At 42.5% G+C, this 18840-nt stretch carries 18 protein-coding genes; 2 read left to right on the forward strand and 16 right to left on the reverse strand.

Annotated elements, in window-relative coordinates:
- Nucleotides 1-123 precede the first annotated feature (123 nt).
- The 4 genes from iadA to truB form a co-directional block, all read right to left on the reverse strand.
- The gene (gene iadA, locus IGI92_RS09055) at nucleotides 124-1308 is read right to left on the reverse strand and encodes a beta-aspartyl-peptidase (protein ID WP_005235636.1); all 1185 of its coding nucleotides are present in this window, start codon (nucleotides 1306-1308) and stop codon (nucleotides 124-126) included.
- A gap of 30 nt (nucleotides 1309-1338) precedes the next feature.
- Complete coding sequence (gene yfcC, locus IGI92_RS09060) at nucleotides 1339-3030, reverse strand: putative basic amino acid antiporter YfcC (protein WP_430608491.1); 1692 nt, start codon at nucleotides 3028-3030, stop codon at nucleotides 1339-1341.
- A 239-nt stretch (nucleotides 3031-3269) separates the two neighbouring features.
- Nucleotides 3270-4223 carry a riboflavin biosynthesis protein RibF gene (gene ribF / locus IGI92_RS09065; RefSeq protein WP_008378129.1) on the reverse strand — a complete coding sequence of 318 codons (954 nt, stop codon included), beginning with the start codon at nucleotides 4221-4223 and terminating at the stop codon, nucleotides 3270-3272.
- A gap of 2 nt (nucleotides 4224-4225) precedes the next feature.
- A complete protein-coding gene (gene truB / locus IGI92_RS09070; RefSeq protein ID WP_430606795.1) occupies nucleotides 4226-5152 on the reverse strand; it encodes a tRNA pseudouridine(55) synthase TruB in 927 nt (308 codons plus the stop codon).
- 122 nt (nucleotides 5153-5274) lie between these two features.
- Between truB and IGI92_RS09075 the strand changes: the two genes are divergently transcribed.
- The gene (locus IGI92_RS09075; RefSeq protein ID WP_005235629.1) at nucleotides 5275-5853 is read left to right on the forward strand and encodes a phosphatase PAP2 family protein; all 579 of its coding nucleotides are present in this window, start codon (nucleotides 5275-5277) and stop codon (nucleotides 5851-5853) included.
- Nucleotides 5854-5904: 51 nt separating this feature from the next.
- On the opposite strand, the gene rbfA is transcribed toward IGI92_RS09075, so the two are convergent.
- From rbfA to IGI92_RS09135, 12 genes are all read right to left on the reverse strand, one after another.
- Nucleotides 5905-6255: a 30S ribosome-binding factor RbfA gene (gene rbfA / locus IGI92_RS09080; RefSeq protein WP_144330617.1), complete on the reverse strand. Its 351-nt coding sequence runs from the start codon at nucleotides 6253-6255 to the stop codon at nucleotides 5905-5907.
- Between the two features lie 32 nt (nucleotides 6256-6287).
- Nucleotides 6288-9020, reverse strand: coding sequence for a translation initiation factor IF-2 (gene infB / locus IGI92_RS09085; protein ID WP_196044286.1), 2733 nt, complete (start codon nucleotides 9018-9020; stop codon nucleotides 6288-6290).
- Nucleotides 9021-9032: 12 nt separating this feature from the next.
- On the reverse strand, nucleotides 9033-9335 hold the full coding sequence (locus IGI92_RS09090; protein WP_016612174.1) for a YlxQ-related RNA-binding protein: 303 nt from the start codon (nucleotides 9333-9335) through the stop codon (nucleotides 9033-9035).
- The gene (rnpM, locus tag IGI92_RS09095; protein ID WP_005225922.1) at nucleotides 9328-9624 is read right to left on the reverse strand and encodes an RNase P modulator RnpM; all 297 of its coding nucleotides are present in this window, start codon (nucleotides 9622-9624) and stop codon (nucleotides 9328-9330) included. Before rnpM ends, IGI92_RS09090 begins: the two co-directional genes overlap by 8 nt.
- A gap of 16 nt (nucleotides 9625-9640) precedes the next feature.
- Nucleotides 9641-10855 carry a transcription termination factor NusA gene (nusA, locus tag IGI92_RS09100; protein ID WP_008378144.1) on the reverse strand — a complete coding sequence of 405 codons (1215 nt, stop codon included), beginning with the start codon at nucleotides 10853-10855 and terminating at the stop codon, nucleotides 9641-9643.
- A gap of 21 nt (nucleotides 10856-10876) precedes the next feature.
- Nucleotides 10877-11350: a ribosome maturation factor RimP gene (rimP, locus tag IGI92_RS09105; RefSeq protein WP_008378146.1), complete on the reverse strand. Its 474-nt coding sequence runs from the start codon at nucleotides 11348-11350 to the stop codon at nucleotides 10877-10879.
- Nucleotides 11351-11557: 207 nt separating this feature from the next.
- Entirely contained in the window at nucleotides 11558-11911 is a 354-nt protein-coding gene (locus tag IGI92_RS09110) for a DUF2752 domain-containing protein (RefSeq protein WP_034695542.1), read from the reverse strand.
- The gene (locus IGI92_RS09115; RefSeq protein ID WP_008378150.1) at nucleotides 11896-12330 is read right to left on the reverse strand and encodes a DUF4234 domain-containing protein; all 435 of its coding nucleotides are present in this window, start codon (nucleotides 12328-12330) and stop codon (nucleotides 11896-11898) included. Before IGI92_RS09115 ends, IGI92_RS09110 begins: the two co-directional genes overlap by 16 nt.
- Before the next feature lie 174 nt (nucleotides 12331-12504).
- Entirely contained in the window at nucleotides 12505-14445 is a 1941-nt protein-coding gene (gene thrS / locus IGI92_RS09120; RefSeq protein ID WP_005235617.1) for a threonine--tRNA ligase, read from the reverse strand.
- Nucleotides 14446-14755: 310 nt separating this feature from the next.
- Nucleotides 14756-14932, reverse strand: a complete 177-nt coding sequence (locus IGI92_RS09125) for a 2-hydroxymuconate tautomerase (protein WP_005225916.1) — start codon at nucleotides 14930-14932, stop codon at nucleotides 14756-14758.
- A gap of 88 nt (nucleotides 14933-15020) precedes the next feature.
- Nucleotides 15021-15518, reverse strand: coding sequence for an ASCH domain-containing protein (locus tag IGI92_RS09130; protein ID WP_005235615.1), 498 nt, complete (start codon nucleotides 15516-15518; stop codon nucleotides 15021-15023).
- Nucleotides 15488-16360 (reverse strand): aminoglycoside 6-adenylyltransferase, encoded by an 873-nt coding sequence (locus tag IGI92_RS09135; protein ID WP_042890922.1) that lies wholly within the window; start codon nucleotides 16358-16360, stop codon nucleotides 15488-15490. The genes IGI92_RS09130 and IGI92_RS09135 overlap by 31 nt, the downstream gene beginning before the upstream one ends.
- Nucleotides 16361-16500: 140 nt before the next feature.
- Here IGI92_RS09135 and helD point away from each other — a divergent pair, with 140 nt between their 5' ends.
- The gene (gene helD, locus IGI92_RS09140; RefSeq protein WP_086299382.1) at nucleotides 16501-18783 is read left to right on the forward strand and encodes an RNA polymerase recycling motor HelD; all 2283 of its coding nucleotides are present in this window, start codon (nucleotides 16501-16503) and stop codon (nucleotides 18781-18783) included.
- Nucleotides 18784-18840 lie beyond the last annotated feature (57 nt).

Raw genomic sequence — 18840 nt, forward strand, 5'->3', positions numbered from 1 at the left:
TAATTGAAAAAAGCAGTCCGATCAAGTCCAGTAAATGCTGGTCATGGATCGGGCTGCTTATTTTCTTCTACAACTCTGTTTAGAAAAACAACCGTTTCTTAGTCTGTTAAAACTGAATTCTTCTTATGTTAGTTGTTCAAAGGTACCCCACACTTTTACTTCTTGTTCTTCTACCATTGTTCTGCCTTTTGCTAGAACCGTTTCTACTGCTAATGAGTCTTTGTTCAGCAAGCAAATATCAGCATCCATCCCTGCTGCAAGACGTCCCTTTTGATCAAGCTTCAATACTTTCGCTGGATTGGAAGTGATTGCTCGAATGGCGATCTCCAATGGAATCTGCTCTTTTTGGACTGCTTCTTTAATGCCTACCATCAGCGCTCGCGAACTGCCGACACCCAGACCTATGAATTGATTGTTTTCATCAAAGTACGGGAGGCTGCCTTGCCCATCAGAGGTCATGGTAAATTGATCCAGCCCGATCCCTTCTGCTAACAAACGTTTCAATCCTTTACTGAAGCGAACCTCATCGTCTTCTTTTTCCCAGAAATCAGGATCTTCACTCGCCGTAAAATCGATCGTTCCACCCATTTTTGCAAAAGCAATACTTGCTTCGAAAAGCTCGCTGGTCCGATTGGCATGTGTCGGTAAAAATTGGCTGATTGGAATCTCTGTCTCTTCGATGGTTCGTAAAAGCAGCTCATATTTTTTCTTTCCTCCACCTAAGTGGACGTTTACGATGCCTGCTTTTCCAGAAAGCATCCCACCGACACGAGCATCCGCCACCGCGCGGGTAAATTCTTCGAAACTTGGTTGTGAAGAACGATGGTCAGAAACGGCAATTTCACCGATACCAATAATTTTATCGATAGTCAAAAAATCTTGGATGATGGAATCCGTGATGGGCGTCAAAGGCAATCGATACGAACCGTCATAAAGATAAGTCGTGATGCCTTCCGCCTCTAGTCCACGCGCCTTACTGATCAAGGCAGTCATATCTCTGCCTACTCCGTCAGTACCTAAACAGCCAACCACTGTCGTTACTCCTGCAGAGGTCAATTGACTCAACTTCACTTCTGGTGTCCGGTTTTGAAAGCCGCCTTCCCCGCCACCTCCTAAGATATGAAAGTGGCAGTCAATAAAGCCGGGCACAGCGAGTAACCCTGTGCCATCGATTTCTTCAAGAGGAACACCTGAGAATCCTCCTTCAATCGAATCTTGAATAGCAATGATCTTGTCTTCATTTAATAAAATATCTTTTTTTCCTAAATAGTCAGGAGCGTAAACCTCTGCTTGTCGTATCACCTTCATAAGTGCTTCCTCCTTGTGCCTGATTGCTTCTTATTGCAAGCCGATTGCGACCGCAATAAAGATAAAAATCGTTCCTAATACAAATAAGAAACCTTGCATTTTGATCTGGAATTTCGCCCATTTCACCCATTCGATTCTTGCGACACCTAAGACACCGATCAGACTTGCCGATACTGGAGTGAAGGCATCCATAAAGCCCGAGCCTAATTGATAAGCCAAGACAGCGATCTGTCTAGAGACACCTAAAAGATCGGCTAATGGCGCCATGATCGGCATGGTTAATGCAGCTTGACCTGAATTTGAAGTCACGATCAAATTGAAGAAGCTTTGGAAAATGTACATGAACCAGGCACCAATAAAAGCTGGAACATTGCTTAACAATCCGCCGATGCTGTGCAAAATCGTATTCAACGCTGACGGCACATTGGCATCAGAACCGCCGAGAACCAGAAGAATCCCTTTGGCCATCCCTACAACGATTGCAGTTCCTGCCAATTCTGAGGCACCAGATTGAAAGGCACTCGCCACATCATTCAAGCCCATATTTTCTAATTTGAAAAGAACCGCTATGATTCCTGCCCCTAAGCCCATAACAAAGAATTGAGAAGCAATCTCGGGAATATAGTAGCCTTTCTGCGTCACACCCCATACGATCCAGATCAAAACCGCCAGCATTTCAACCAAGATCAATTTATGACCTAATAAAAATGGTTTTTGCTCACTGGAGGTTTTTTCAAGATGATTTCTAAAATACGCATCCGATTGATACGTTAGCGATTTCTCAGGATTCTTGCGAATTCTTTCGGCATAGATCATGAGGTACCCTGCGGATAGTGCGGTAACCACGACCCACATGATGATTCGGAACGTTGCGCCTGAAAGAACGGGAATACCTGCGATCCCTTGAGCAACTGCCACACTAAATGGACTCATCCACGAGGTGGCATTTCCAATCTGGGAGGCGACATAGGTGACGGTGACCGCCACGATCGAATCATACCCCAATGCGATCACGAAAGGCACCATGACCATCGAAAACGGAATGACTTCTTCTGCCATCCCAAAGGTAGCGCCCCCAAATGAAAAAGCAAAGAACAACAGCGGCAATGCCAAGCGTTCTAATCCACGAGTTTTGCTGATAAATGCAAAGATCCCCGCATCAATCGCTCCGGTCTGCATGATAATACCAAACGCACCACCGACCACTAGGATCAGTGCTGCGATCCCAACTGCTGAGCCGTATTTATCACCAGAAGCCAATCCTTCAAAAACAAAATTTAAGAAGCCGAAACCGTTAAAGTCATCAGTTCCCCAAACCTTGGCTGTTTTGTGCAGTTTTTCAGAAGTATCATAAATTTTTTCGCCGTAAAGACTGTAAAGGGTGTCATCGGTTAGTCCCACCTCGTCTAATTGACTCTGGGACAACTCTTTAGGCCCTTCAGCTAAAACAGCTGCTAAAGCCTCAGGATCGACATCTAATTCTTCCAACTCTTGTGGATCCTCTTCCAATTGATTCAACTGTTGATAGACGTATTCGTTATCTAACGGGTAGGCATAACGAAACGAATCTTGCATCAAGACCGTTCTGGTACTTATTTCCCCATTTGCATCGGTATACTCGATTTCTTGTGTACTGAATTTCCCGGCGGGAACTAAGAAAGTCAGCAACCACGCCAACAATACGACCCCAAAGATGATGACATACGTATGAGGCGTTTTCATTTTAGTTAAATCTTTCTTTTCTTTCCCCTTTTTCGCTTTTTTTCCAATTGTCACTTTTTCTCTCCCTTTCCCTTTGCAGCGTTCTGCATAAATTATCATTTTTGCCTATTTTTTAGTATATCGAAAAAACGTTTTTTCCTCATGGGGAAAGCATTAGAATTCAAATAAACTACGTTATAAAAAGAAAGAAAAAGAAAAAGTGAAAAGAAGCCAGAAACGCTTCTTTTCACTACGAATGCTTAGTTTTCTTCAGAAAGCCCATCAAAATAAGTTTCAGTGTCTCGTTCATCTTGCTTTAATTGTTCGATCAACGCTTGTGCGCCATTGAAAGCGACTTGATCACGTAAGAAATGATGCCAGCGGATCGCCACGGTTTCACCATAGATATCTTGGTGAAAATCGAGAATATAGATTTCAACTGTTAACTGGCGCCCCTGACCAAACGTATCATTGTGACCAATCGATCCCATCGATGGATACCACTTGTCACCGACTTTGATTTCCGTCACATAGACGCCTTCTTTTGGCAACCGAACGGTGCTCTTTACTTTGATATTCGCGGTTGGAAACCCAAGTTCTCGTCCTCTAGCATCACCGTGAACGACGGTTCCTTCAAATTCATAAATATACCCTAACAAGCGATTGACTTGTGCCATATCGCCATTTTGTAGGGCAGAGCGAATGCGTGTGGAGCTAACCTTTTCTTCATCAAACGATTCTTGCGCGACAGTCACAACTTCAAAACGATTTTCTGCATATGTTGGTAACAGCGCCATGTTGGCTATCTCTTTCTTGCCGTAGGTATAGTCGAATCCAGCAACAACAACTTTTGCATGCAGACCGATCATGTATTCATCCACAAACACCTGTGGTGCCAGATTTGCAAAAGCAGAAGTAAACTCAATGATATAAAGAATATCTACTCCAAGCTTTTCCATATGCGCTTCCTTTTGAGCCAAGCTGGTCAGGTATTGCATTTTTTCAGGATCGACTTTTTGAAAAACGATCGAGGGATGTTGATTAAAGGTCATTAATGCCAATTTTAACCCTTTTTCTTCTGCGATCTTTCGTCCTGTTTCAATGACTTTCTGATGACCTAGATGTACGCCATCGAAAAAGCCTAACACTAAGACGATCTCCTCATCAGGAATCGTTTCGTGATCATAAGGGTGTCTCATTTCAATGATTTCCATGTTCATTCTCCTATTTCTGTACGGATGACTTTTACCGGTTTCATCATATCTTGGTATTTGTCATGAGCTTTATAGATACTGATCAATTGTTCTCGATAAAAAATCGCCACTAATTCCTCTGGGCGCTCTTGTAATCCAAACACGCTGAAAGGCAAGCGCATGCCATTTTTTACTTTCTGCCAGAGGTCCGCATCGATCGTCACTTGAACAAACTCCGATACCCCATATTCCACCGGTAGCAGTAGTTCCGAAACACGTTGTTCATCGAGTGCCTTTTGCACCTCTGCAATCGTGTAAGATTGTTCTTTAGAAAAACCACCGCTTTTTAAGCGAGTCAAATCAGACATATGCGCGGGTACACCCAGCAATTTCCCTGTGTCGACCGCTAACGTGCGAACATAAGTCCCTTTTCCACAAGAAACTTCAAAACGCCAGCTTTGCGTATTGTCCTCATGAAAAACCGGCTCTGAAATTCGTTTGAGGGAATAAATTTCTGCTTTGCGCTGTGGTCGCTCGACAGTTTCATTGTTGCGAGCATATTCGTAAAGTCGTTTGCCATTGACTTTGACCGCCGAATACATCGGCGGGATCTGGGTAATCGTCCCCGTCAACTCTTTCATTGCCTGATCGATTTCTGTCTTCGTAAACGGACGAGTTAGTGCTTGTTGTTCAACGATATCCCCCGATCGATCTTCTGTAGTGGTACTGAAGCCCAAGGTGATTTCCCCGGTGTAGACTTTTCCAGAATCAACCAAGTATTCGACGATCTTCGTTCCTTTTCCGATACAAATGGGCAAGACACCATCCACGTCAGGATCTAGTGTGCCGCTGTGTCCGATTTTTTTTGTCTTTAATATTTTTCGTAATTTAAACACGCAGTCGTGACTTGTTTGTCCACGCTCTTTCCATAATGGTAAAATCCCGTCCATCGTATTCCTCCATTTCACTTCAACTTGCTTATTATAACATATAAAAAAAATTCATTGCACGACAAAATCCTTTTCGCTCCTTCTCATTACATGATAAACTAAGCATATAAGGAGGTCCTAAAATGGTTGTTTTAACGATAGGGTCATTTATTGGATTTGCCATCTTTTTGATCATGATTCAGCTCGGCACGATGCAGCGTTGGGAAGAAGCGTTTGCTTTGCAGATCATCCAAAGCCGTACGCCTTCTTTGACGCGCATGATGCACTTTTTTACCAATTTAGGAAAAGCCTTTCCGACAGTTGCGATCGCTTTACTATTGTTTGTCTTTCCATCATCGCGGGCGGATCTTGCACCAAAAACAGCAGTCAGTATCTTCATAGTATCAGCAGCTGCTTACCTGATCAAACGGATCGTCCGACGAGATCGTCCGATCGATCATCGTTTAGTTGAAGAAAAAGATCACAGCTTTCCTAGTGCCCATGCTGCCACATCCGCTGCCATGTACGGAACGATCGCCTTGAATCTTGGACAATTGGTTCCCTCAGCAGTCCTTCCGATGACTCTGCTGGCAGTTTTGTTAAGCTTTATGATCGGCTTTAGCAGAGTCTACTTAGGGATCCATTTTTTAACAGATGTGATCGGAGGCTGGCTCTTGGGGACAGGTGTTGCTGGACTGGTAACTTTACTGATGAATACCTGATGCTCTTTTCAAATAAAAAAGAACAGCTTCGATTGGAAGCTGCTCTTTTTTTTATTCTTCTGAGTGCAATGCGCGAATCATATCATCAATTTTATTCCCGTATTGTACTGATTCATCCAATTCGAATTGGATTTCTGGAACTTTATAGAGCGTTAACGCTTGACCTAATTCACGACGAACCAAGCCAGTTGCTTTTTCCAGTCCTGCTTGGGCTTTTTGCTTATCTGAAGCTAAGTCCGTTAGGGTGCTGTAAAAGATCGTTGCTTGCTGTAAATCTCCAGTTACTCGTACATCTGTGATCGTCACATCTTGCACGCGAGGATCACGAACTTTTTTACGAAGAATTTGATTGACTTCTTTTAAGATTTCTTGTGCCACTCGGCGATCTCGATAGTTAGCCATTCAAAAAGCCTCCTTGTATAGTTGTCATTCCGTTATTTTGTCGGTACTTCTTCCATGACATAGCCTTCGATCACGTCATCAACTTTAAGATCGTTGAATTTCTCGATCATCGCGCCACATTCAAACCCTAGTTTCACTTCTTTGACATCATCTTTGAAGCGTTTCAAGCTGGCAAGTTTGCCTTCATAGATAACGATGCCGTCACGGATCACGCGGACGCCACTGTCACGGCGAATACTGCCTTCCGTTACGTAGCAACCTGCGATCGTGCCCACTTTAGATACTTTGTATGTTTCACGAACGATCATTTGACCAGTGATTTTTTCTTCGAATTCAGGATCAAGCATCCCTTTCATCGCAGTTTCGATTTCTTCGATCGCTTTGTAGATGATGCGATGCAAACGAATATCGACTTTTTCCGCTTCCGCTTGCTGTTTGGCTTGCGGTGTTGGACGGACGTTGAATCCGATGATGATGGCATTACTTGCTGCTGCTAGCGTTACATCACTTTCATTGATTGCACCAACAGCTGAATGGACGATGTTCACTCGCACACCTTCAACATCGATTTTCTTCAATGAAGCAGCTAATGCTTCAGCTGAACCTTGTACGTCTGCTTTGATGATGACATTTACTTCTTTCAGTTCGCCTTCTTTTAGACTTTCAAACAAGTTATCCAATGTCACACGACTGCTTGATGCGCGTTGCTCCATCAAAGCACGTTTTGCACGTTCTTCACCCGCTGCTCGAGCTGTTTTCTCGTCTTCAAAAGTAACGAAACGATCACCTGCTTGAGGCACATCATTCAATCCTGTGATTTCGACTGGTGTAGCAGGTCCAGCTGCTTTATCACGACGACCTAAATCATTCGTCATTACGCGAACACGACCGAAAGTATTCCCTACAACAATTGGATCACCTACATGAAGAGTCCCTTGTTGAACCAATAGTGTTGCTACAGGACCTTTTCCTTTATCAAGGCGCGCTTCAATGACTGTACCGATCGCCCGTTGGGTAGGATCAGCTTTCAAATCTTCGACTTCTGCTACTAAGAGGATCATTTCAAGCAATTCTTCAATGTTTTGCCCAAATTTCGCTGAGATTTCAACGAAGATCGTATCGCCACCCCAAGCTTCTGGGATCAACTCATGTTCACTTAATTCTTGCATCACATGTTGTGGGTTAGCACCTGGTTTATCGATTTTGTTTACTGCAACGATGATCGGCACTTTTGCTGCTTTCGCATGGTTGATCGCTTCCACTGTTTGTGGCATCACTCCATCATCAGCTGCGACAACAAGAATCGTGATATCGGTGATACTTGCTCCCCGTGCACGCATACTAGTGAAGGCCGCGTGTCCAGGAGTATCTAAGAAAGTAATTGGTTTGCCATTGATGTCGATTTGGTAAGCGCCAATATGCTGCGTAATTCCCCCAGCTTCACCACTTGTTACGCGTGAATGACGTAAAGTATCAAGCAATGTTGTTTTCCCGTGGTCAACGTGACCCATGATCGTCACAACAGGTGGTCGTGATACTAAATTCTCTTCAATTTGTTCTTCTGCTTCGAAGAATTTATCGATGTCTGCGATATCCACTTGAACTTTTTCTTGTGGTTCGATTCCGTAATCGGTAGCAAGCAGTTCAATCGTATCTTTATCTAAAGGTTGGTTTTGATTGACCATAACCCCCATCATAAAGAGTTTCTTGATGATCTCTGCTGGTTCACGGTAGATTTTTTTCGCGATATCCGCTACGTTCATGCCTTCTGAATATTCCAATACTTCTGGTAGCTCACGGAATTTACGTGCTGGAACTGGCGGTTTCTTTTCCGTCTGCTGACGGCCTTTTTTGCCTTTTTTATTGAATTTGTTGCGATTGTTATTGTTGAAATTATTGTTGCGTCCACCGTAGTTTGACTTGCCGCGGTTTTGATTTCCTCCACGAGAATCATTCGATCCTTGCGGACGGTTATTGTTACGGTCTGCCCCTTGCGTATTTCCTGCAGATTGAGCGGCCGGACGGTTTTGTTGCCCTTGGTTATTTGGACGGTTTTGCTGTCCTTGGTTTGTTGGGCGATTTTGTTGCCCTTGATTATTCGGACGGTTTTGTTGTCCTTGGTTTGTTGGGCGATTCTGTTGCCCTTGATTGTTCGGACGATTTTGTTGTCCTTGGTTGTTTGGACGGTTTTGCTGTCCTTGATTGTTCGGACGATTTTGTTGCCCTTGATTATTCGGACGGTTTTGCTGTCCTTGGTTTGTTGGGCGATTTTGTTGCCCTTGATTATTCGGACGGTTTTGTTGTCCTTGGTTTGTTGGGCGGTTTTGTTGCCCTTGATTGTTACGATTCTCTTGGTTATTCACTCGATTATGACTTCCTTGGTTATTTGGTCTGTTACTTCCTTGACTGTTCGTGCGATCTACTTGTCCTTGACCAGCAGGACGGTTATTGCTTTGCGTAGTTCGCTGTTGACTTTGATTGTTATGACGGTTTTGGAAGTTAGGATTATTTCTTTGCGTTTTAAATTTCTTTTGTTCTTGTTTTTCCGGCTGGTTGGCTGGTTTCTGATTTGCGGGATTTGAGTTTGCAGATGTTTTACCATTTGGATTGCCGCCTAATGACTGCTGCAATTTTTGCGCCTCTCCATCTGAGATCGCGCCCATATGATTTTTGACATCAAAGCCTAAAGATTGTGCTTTTTCAACAACCTCTTTGCTCGACTTATTCCATTCTTTTGCAAGTTCATAAATTCTTTTTTTTCCCATGCAATCACCTTCCTAACCTAATATTAATTCCTGCACCTTCCTTGCAAATCCTTGATCTAAGATGCCAATGACCATTCTTGGTTTCCCAATGGCCGCACTGATTTCATCAGCAGAAAATGCATCTAGGAGCGGAATTTCGTAATAAGAACTTTTGTCCTTAATTTTCTTTTGTGTATTTTTACCAGCATCACTGGCGATAATGACTAAAGCAGTTTTCTCATTGCGAATCTCTTTTAAAGTCATTTCTTCACCAGTTACTAATTTCCCAGCACGCATGGCTAGTCCTAACATATTTAATGCTTTGGTTTTATTCATTTGCAAATAACTCTTTTCGCGCTTTTTGGTGCGTTACATAGTCCAATAGTTCTTGGTAAAATTCATCTGTCAATTTCGTTTCCAGCACTCGATCCAAGATACGCTTATCCCATGCTTTCTGGGCTTCAGCCGGTTCGATCGCTATATAAGCTCCCCGACCTGGCATTTTTCCTGTCGGATCGATGGAAACAACGCCTTCTTTTGAACGAGTGATACGAAGCATTTCTTTCTTAGGTAGCATTTCGCCTGAAATCACTGATTTTCGTAAAGGAATTTTTCGTTTTTTCATCACGATCTCACCTCAACTATTTTTCGTCAAACTCAACATTTTCATAATCATCCGCAGTCATGTCTGATGGAAGGATCGCTTCATCAACTGTTTCTGCAGATTCTGTTGCTTCTGTACTGATTTCTTCAGCAGCTTCTGAAGCATTGGCATCATACTCATCGATATAGTCGCCTTCATCCAGCTTCGCATAAAATTCTTCCATGTCTGTTTCTGATTTGATATCGATTTTGAAGCCAGTCAATTTGGCTGCTAGGCGAGCATTTTGTCCGCGTTTACCGATCGCTAATGATAGTTGGTAATCAGGCACGACAACAGTACAAGCCTTCGGATTATCAACATCAAAAATAACGTCGCTGACTTCTGCTGGATTCAACGCATTGGCGATGAAGATCGCTGGATCTTCATTCCATTCCACGATATCCATGTTTTCGCCTTTTAGTTCATTAACGATCGCTTGAACCCGTTGACCTTTAGGGCCAACACAAGTGCCGACTGGATCGACGTTGGCATCAAAGGAACGAACAGCAACTTTGGCACGATCCCCTGCTTCACGAGCAATACTTACGATCTCTACAGTACCATCATATACTTCTGGCACTTCTTGTTCAAATAATCGGCGCAGCAAATCTGGATGGCTGCGGCTAACGAATACTTGAGGTCCTTTTGAAGTATTTTCAACACGAGAAACGAATACTTTGATCCGATCATGGGGTTGATAAAACTCATTTGGCATTTGGTCTTGTTTTGAAAGCACGGCTTCAATTTTGCCTAAGTTTACATAGATATAACGATTGTCTTGGCGTTCAACGATTCCTTGCAAAATGTCTTTTTCGTACGCACTAAATTCGTTATAGATAATGTTTCTTTCCGCTTCACGGACCCGTTGCAAAATGACTTGTTTTGCCGTTTGCGCCGCAATACGACCAAAGTCTTTAGGCGTTACTTCAAAGCGGATTTTGTCGCCGATTTCATAAGCGGGGTTGATTGTCATCGCTTCTTTTAATGAAACCTCTAGTTGCGAGTCCATGACTTCTTCTGTCACTTCTTTGACTGCATAGACGTGGATATTGCCTTTTTTCTGATCAAATTCTACTTCCACATTTTGTGCTTGCCCGTAATGACGTTTGTACGCTGAAACCAATGCCGCTTCCAAGGCATCGATGACAATCTCTTTTGAAATGCCTTTCTCTGCTTCTAATGCATCCAATGCATTCAACATTTCTTTACTCATGATTCTTTCATTCCTCCGTGTTTAAAATTGAATGGCTAAACGAGCTTTGGCAATATTTTTCCGGTCGATCGTTCGTTCTTTTTCTCTGGTTTTGATTCGGGTCTTCATAACTAGCTGATTTTCGTCGAATGACTGTAAAAAGCCTTCGAACTGTTTTTCTCCATCAATCGGTTGATATAAAGAAACATGAATGTACTCGCCGACTGCCCGTTGATAATCTGCTTCTTTCTTCAATGGACGCTCGGCGCCAGGGGAAGAAACTTCCAAGAAATAGGCCTGTGGAATAGGATCAGGTTCGCATTGGTCTAATTGTTCACTAAGTTGTTCACTGACAAAGGCACATTCCTCGATATCGATTCCGCCTTCTTTATCAATGAACACACGAAGAAACCAATTTTTCCCTTCCTTCACGAATTCTACTTCAACTAATTCAAATTTTTGCGCATCCAGAATAGGGGTCACTATATCTGTAACAGTTTCCACTACCGTACTCACAACATCGCCTCCTTTATTTCTCAACGAAACGAACTTCATTCCATTAAAAAGAGTGAGCGAAAAAACCGCTCACTCACTCTAAGTATCATTACATTGTAAATATAACACAATTTTCATAAAGATTCAACTACTGTCGCATGTTCCCTTCGCTTTCAGAAAAAAACAAAGTATTTTCTTAAAGATTTTTAATGCTTGGGTGAATGGCTGTTAGTGAATCACTTGACCAATCCGACGTAGTAGTTGTGGGAAAATGCTCTCTGGATCAAAGTCCATTGGCGCGTCATGTGGGAAATGAAGCCAGAGCCGACCACCATAAACCACTAGTACCAAAAGTGTCAATGTCACCCACAGATTGTGACTGTAGTAAAGTTTGCTGATTTTCGGATTTTTTTTGAATAAAACAATTCCGAATACGATCGGCACTAACCAAAACAAGGGATGAAAATGCAGCGCACCTTCAAGATCACCCTGAAATAAGTGCAAATAGGCGCGCGTCATGCCACAACCTGGACAAGGAAACCCCGTTAACCATTTAAACGGACAAATCAATAATCTACCCAATCATCTGAATCAGACGAATCGTTTGTATTGTTAGATGAGGTCATGGCATTTTGATCAGCCGCTTCCCACATTTGGTTCATATCACCTTGTAAAATCGCCATGTTGATGAAATCAAAAGCAAACAGGCTCAAGACGACAAAAAGAATTTTGTTGTCACTCAGACGAGGCATATTCGCTCGTTGTTGTGCACTCATAAAGATATCCGCAATTCGGTACCACCAATAAATTTGATACAATCCACAAGTAAGGATCGTGAGTAAAATCGACGTTTCTGGCGAAAGACGATTATCCCCGCTGTATTCTGCCAGCTCTTTGGTTGTTTGGTACATCCAAAAGAATGTATAAATGCCACAAGTAATAAATGTTAATAAAATGACCGATACAACCGATTTCTTTCTAACTCCGTAATTATAATTCATCACAAACTCCTTCTAGTTTATTCCTTTTTATCACTTACTAATTATACACGATTTTATTCACAAAAACAAAAAAAATCTAATTATTTTATTTTATATAGATTAAAAAAGGTAAATAGCACCTGCTGAAAGCAGGTGCCTATACTATAAAATCATTCGTTTTCTTTGAACCAAAAGCTATGCTCGACTATAATTTTTCACTTCAGCAGCCATTGCATCAACAAACAGATTCAATTCTTCGACTTGGGTCTCCTTGCTGCCGTAGCGACGGATATTGACTGTCGCATCATTGACTTCTTGATCCCCAACAACAATTTGGTAAGGAATTTTTTGGGTTTGTGATGCACGGATCTTATACCCCATTTTTTCGTTGCGGTCATCCACTTCCACTCGCAGTCCTTGCGCTTGCAGGCGTTCTTTGATTTCGTAAGCATAGTCGCTGTGGGCTTCGACTGAGACCGGAATGATCGATGCTTGGATTGGTGCCAACCAAGTCGGGAATGCCCCTTTATAGACTTCTGTCAGGTAAGCCACAAAACGTTCCATCGTTGAAACGATTCCGCGGTGGATCACCACTGGACGGTGATTGTTTTCGCCATCTTCACCAACATATGTTAGATCAAACCGTTCAGGCAATAAGAAATCCAATTGGATCGTTGACAAGGTTTCTTCCATACCTAAAGCTGTTTTCACTTGGACATCTAGTTTAGGTCCGTAGAAAGCTGCTTCACCGTCAGCTTCAAAATAATCCAATTCTAATTCATCCATGGCCGCTTTTAGCATTGTTTGCGCATTTTCCCACATCGCATCGTCATCAAAATATTTGTCTTTGTTTTGTGGATCGCGATAACTTAAACGGAAACGATAGTCAGTAATATTAAAGTCTTCGTAAACGCCCACCATAAGATCCAGTGTCCGTTTGAATTCTTCTTTGATTTGATCAGGACGAACAAATGTATGACCATCATTTAAGGTCATTTCCCGAACCCGTTGCAACCCTGATAGTGCCCCTGATTTTTCATAGCGGTGCATCATTCCTAATTCAGCGATCCGAATTGGTAGTTCACGATACGAATGGATGTCATTTTTGTAAACCATCATGTGATGCGGGCAATTCATTGGTCGTAGAACCAGCATTTCGCCATCCCCCATATCCATTGGTGGGAACATGTCCTCGTGGTAATGATCCCAGTGCCCTGATGTTTTGTATAAATCCACGTTTGCCATGATTGGTGTGTATACGTGTTGGTACCCAAGGCTAACTTCTTTATCCACGATATAACGCTCGATCGTACGACGGATCGTTGCTCCTTTTGGCAACCAGAAAGGCAAACCCGCGCCGACTTCAGGGGACAACATAAACAATTCTAATTCTTTCCCTAATTTACGATGATCGCGTTCTTTTGCTTCTTCTCGTAAACGAATAAATTCCTTCAAGTCTTTCTTATCGAAAAAGGCTGTTCCATATACCCTTTGCATCATTTGATTATCAGAACTTCCACGCCAATAGGCTCCGGCTACTGATAACAATTTGTACACTTGGATACGACCTGTCGATGGGACATGAGGGCCGCGGCATAAGTCAACAAATTCTCCTTGCTGATAGGCAGTAATCGTTTCGTCATCTGGTAATTCTGTGATCAACTCAACTTTGTATGGATCTTCAGCAAAAAGAGCCAAAGCTTCCTCTTTTGTTAATACACGTCGTTCAATTGGCAGATTTTCTTTAATGATTTTCATCATTTCTGCTTCGATTGCTGGTAGATCTTCCGCAGTTACTGGGTTTTCCCCATTGTCTGTGTCATAGTAAAAACCAGAATCAATTGCAGGTCCTACTCCAAAATGGATCGATGGATAGAGTCTGCGCATGGCTTGAGCCATTAAATGAGCTGTCGAATGACGAAGTAAACCTAAGGCGTCTTCATGATCGGGTGTCACGATCTCAATCGTTGCATCTTCTTCGATCGGACGTGAAAGATCGATCAGTTGTCCATTGACTTTTCCAGCTAAGGCTTTTTTTGCAAGACTTTTCGAGATACTTTCAGCAATCTCTTTAGTTGTTACCCCAACAGCAAATTCTTTTTTTGCGCCATCAGGAAATGTAATAAATAATGACATATGAATGTCCTCCTTTGAATGATTTCAATCAATAAAAAAGTCCTAGTATCGGTTACGATACTAGGACGATCACTCGTGGTTCCACCTATTGTTCGAAAACAGAAAAAGTCTGTTTTCCTCTTCATGAGATAACGGTTCAACCGCCTCCGTTTCGACAGAGGTCTAAAAAAGTGGTCATCCTTTGGTTTTCTTCCAGGAAATTTTCAACCAAGATTTCCCTCTCTTATCGAAGACTCTCAAACTCAGGTGTCTTTTTTATTGATCGATTATGGCTCAATTAAACCACTACCTACAAGAAAAAGCAAGAGAATTATTTCCAATCGCCATTCACAGCATAAGTTCCTTGCTTCATTTCATTGATGATGACATGGATATGCTCCTTAGGGGCACCCGTATTTTTATGGACCGCCTCAGTGATTTCTTTCATCATATTCGTCAGTTGTTCTTGCGAACGCCCTTCAACTAGTTCGACATGAATAAATGGCATACGATTTCCTCCTTTGTTTGCTTTTGATTATACACCTTTTTCAAAAAGACAAAAGCTATTCCCATGATTTCCAAAGAAAAACGTGTCTTTATTCCTCCTGATACACGACAGAAAACTTTTCACAAACGCATAGCATTTGATCGTGAAAAGACAACCCCGCTGAGGCATAAGCTCGTCGAAAAAAAGCTTCATGAACACGGCGCCAATAAGCCAAAGTGCGATCTCCTTCCCCTTCTAAAAAGGCAAACGCTGCTGTCACTTCATCAAATGGCACGATCGACACTGACTCTAAATAAAGAACAGCTCTTGGTACATCCGAACCATCTAAAAGGACACTATACGTTTCTGATTGTGGCAATGCTTCTTGCTCGATTTCATAGAGCGCAGCGGCGGAGGTCGTCGCTGTCTTTTTGCCAGCTAAAACAAGTGCTGCCAGTTCATCCGCCATTTCTGAAGTATCACCAAAGGACCAAGCATCTTCATAGGTCAGAGAAGATTGATTTCTTGGATTTGCTTTTAAAAACCGCTGCCAAAACGCTTGAATCTGACTGTCTTTTATTTTTGGTTCTCTGGTCTCATCTGCCAATTTTTTTCACTCCAATACTTCGTATATGTTTGGACATTCTCAGCTTCTTGCCAATCATAGGCCAACCCTAATTTCTCGCTGATTTTCTTTGCTTGCTTATCAAATCGTTTTTGCATCTTCAAAAGGGACTGACCGCAAGCAGTGATCGTGGAAAAATCAAGCAATGAGGTCAATTCCCGCCACTCCTTTTCCGTTAGAAACGACTGCAGGTATTTATGATTTTTCCCAGTACTCACCTGAAATTGCTGAGCATGGGCAACAAACAAATCTTCAATCCATAACAACTCTTGCCAACAAATGGTATATAAATGATCCGCAGCATAAATCAGCTGCTTTCGAAGCAGCCCTTTCACAACATACGTGCTTACCCACCAAAATTCATTGCAGTGTTCTTGAAAAGCGGCTTGGGTCGGGCGCTTGATCCAGTAATGCGAATGATTTGCTTGATTAGCAAAACTTAGTAATTGGTCTGGATCAAGCAGCGGCTGCAAGCCTGGTTCTTTAGCAAGACGATCGACCAGTGCAAGAGGACAAAGCATGAGATCGATTCGTGCTCCGTCTTGAAAATGCATTAAGTAGGTAAAACAACCACCCAAGCTGGGTGGATAAATCGTGCTAGCTTCCGGTGTTTGCCTGATCATGATTGATCCAAAGGCTTCTAACCATGAAGAATCATCGACCAAAGGCTGAATATCCTCCATCACGAAGACCACGTCAAAATCCTGCAAAATATCTTTTGGCGCCTGTGGATCGGTCCGTGAACCAGATAAACCGATGGCACGTGCCCCAACACGTTTCCCAACAGACAGGATCAATTGGCGCAATTCTGCTTCTTCTCTCACCTTTTCCACCTCTATTTCGTTTCGTTTTTGAACACCTAAGCTCTTTTTATAAATATTAGCATAGTTTCTTTTTTTCCACGACATTCACAGGGAAAATATGCTATAATTTTATGTCGCAATTTTTTTAAGGAGGATCCTTCGTGAACGAACGTCAAAAAGAACAACAACATGTCAATGAAACCATTGCTCTGATCCACAGAGAACAAGCGATCCTTTCGCAGCAAAAACAAGAATTAGCCGCTAAAATGGATGATCAATTAAAAGAAATCGCCGATAAGAAAATTCGCGGAGGCGACAGTGAAGCCTTTTATGAATCAGTTATCGAGTACCAGCAGCATGAACAAGAACTGCTGATCAAGTATCAAACCGCAGAATCACAAGAAAAACGCGTCAAAACCCTAACAACGATGGCAGGCAATCCCTACTTTGCTCGAATCGATTTCAAAGAAGAGCAAGAAACCGAGACCCTCTATTTAGGGATCGCTTCTTTACGAGACAAAGAGGAAGAAACGATCGTCATTGACTGGCGCGCACCGATCGCTAATCTTTACTATGAAGGAGAACTTGGTGAAACATTCTACGAAACAGACACCGACCGTTTTACGGTAGAGCTGCTCTTAAAACGCCAGTTTAAAATTCAAAATGGTGAGATCTTATCGATGGTCGATACTTCGGAGATCATCAATGACGAATTTTTATTGGAAATCTTGGATGAGGCCTCTTCTTCTCAAATGCGTAACATCGTTTCAACGATCCAAAAAGCACAGAACCAAATTATTCGTGATACCACCAATAAATTTTTACTGATCGAAGGGATTGCTGGAAGTGGGAAAACCTCTGCTTTATTGCAACGGGTCGCCTTTTTACTTTACCGTAATCGCAAATGGCTGGACGAAAAACAAGTCTTGCTGTTTTCACCCAATCATTTGTTTTCTGACTATATATCCATGGTCCTGCCTTCATTAGGGGAAAGTGAAGTGCCCACAAGAACCTTCCACCACTTTATCCAATTGATTCTGACTGGCTATGAAGTAACAAAAGAAACCCAACAAGAAGAGAACTTTTTAAGCGGCGACGATGATGCCATTGAAAAAATCAAAAGTAGTCTTTTCTTGGTGGAAAAAATCAACCGTTATGTCCGTTCGATTGCACCGATCGGCCCCTTGTTCCGTGATCTAAAAATCCAAGGGCAAACCTATTTGACAAAAGAACAGATTCGCCGCTGGTACCAAGAAACCAATCATGAATTGCCGATTTACCAAAGAACCCAACTGCTTCAAACAAAATTATTAAAAAAAATCGGCGGCTTGGAAAAAGATGAAGCCAAAAAAGACTGGGTCAAAGAAGCGACCGAAGAGCAATTGCAACAAGTATTTACCAACGATCCTCATCAAGAATACAGCGAAGAAAACGAACGCCGTTTGCGGAAGAAACTCAGACAGCAGATCGTCCGTAAGAAGTTCCGTTCCTTGACGCGGGGAGTGAAAAACTTTCAGTTTATCAACCAAGCCAAGCAATACTTACACTTTTTACAATCGGTTGAGTCTGCTGCAGTCAAAGAAACTGGCATCGAGGCTGCGGCTTGGCAGCAAAGTATTGCCAACATTCGCCAAGGAATGCGCCAAAGACAAATCAAACAAGAAGACGCCGTTTTGTTTTTCTTACTGATCAAACAGCTTTATCCTGTTCACGTCGAAGAAAAAGCTCGGTTTATCTTTATCGATGAAATGCAGGATTTTCCACCAGCACAAGTGGCTCTGCTGCGTCAGCTTTATCCAAAGGCTGGTATCACCCTGTGCGGCGATTTGAACCAAAAAGTTTATGGCAATGAAACGATCGTCGGAGCATTAGCAGAATTATTCCCCCACGAAAGCGTGAAACGTTATCAATTGAAAACCAGCTATCGTTCGACTAAGGAAATCACAGATTTCGCCAATCAATTTTTAGTTGGCAGTGATCAAGTGGAATTGACGGCTCGTAAAGGTGCGGTACCAACAATTGTTAAAGGAACTGAATCTGAAAATCTGGCTTTCCTAGAAACCAGTATTCGAAAGGCAGCGGAGAATCAGCGTTGGCGCACCGCGATCATTTGTAAAACCGCAAAGGATTGCCAGCAGTTATATGCCCAGCTGACAGAAACAATGCAGGAACAAGTGCAGCTGATCACCTCTGAAGAAGACTTCATGAAACGCAATGTCATGATCTTCCCGGCCTTTTTAGCAAAAGGGCTAGAGTTTGACCAAGTATTTGTCTGGACACCAGGTGCCACTTTCGCGACTGAACAAGACCAATTGATTTTTTATACAATGGCGACACGGGCGATGCATCAGTTGACCGTCCTTACCCAAGAAGAATTGCCGCTTCTAGTGAAAGCTGATCCTGCCACTTATCAGTTTCAAGAAGCATCACGGATTGACGAATAACCTAACAAAAAAACATCACAATCGACTGATTCTCAAATGAAACCAGCCGATTGTGAT

Source organism: Enterococcus sp. DIV2379, from assembly GCF_050542965.1.
Taxonomy (GTDB): domain Bacteria; phylum Bacillota; class Bacilli; order Lactobacillales; family Enterococcaceae; genus Enterococcus_D; species Enterococcus_D entomosocium.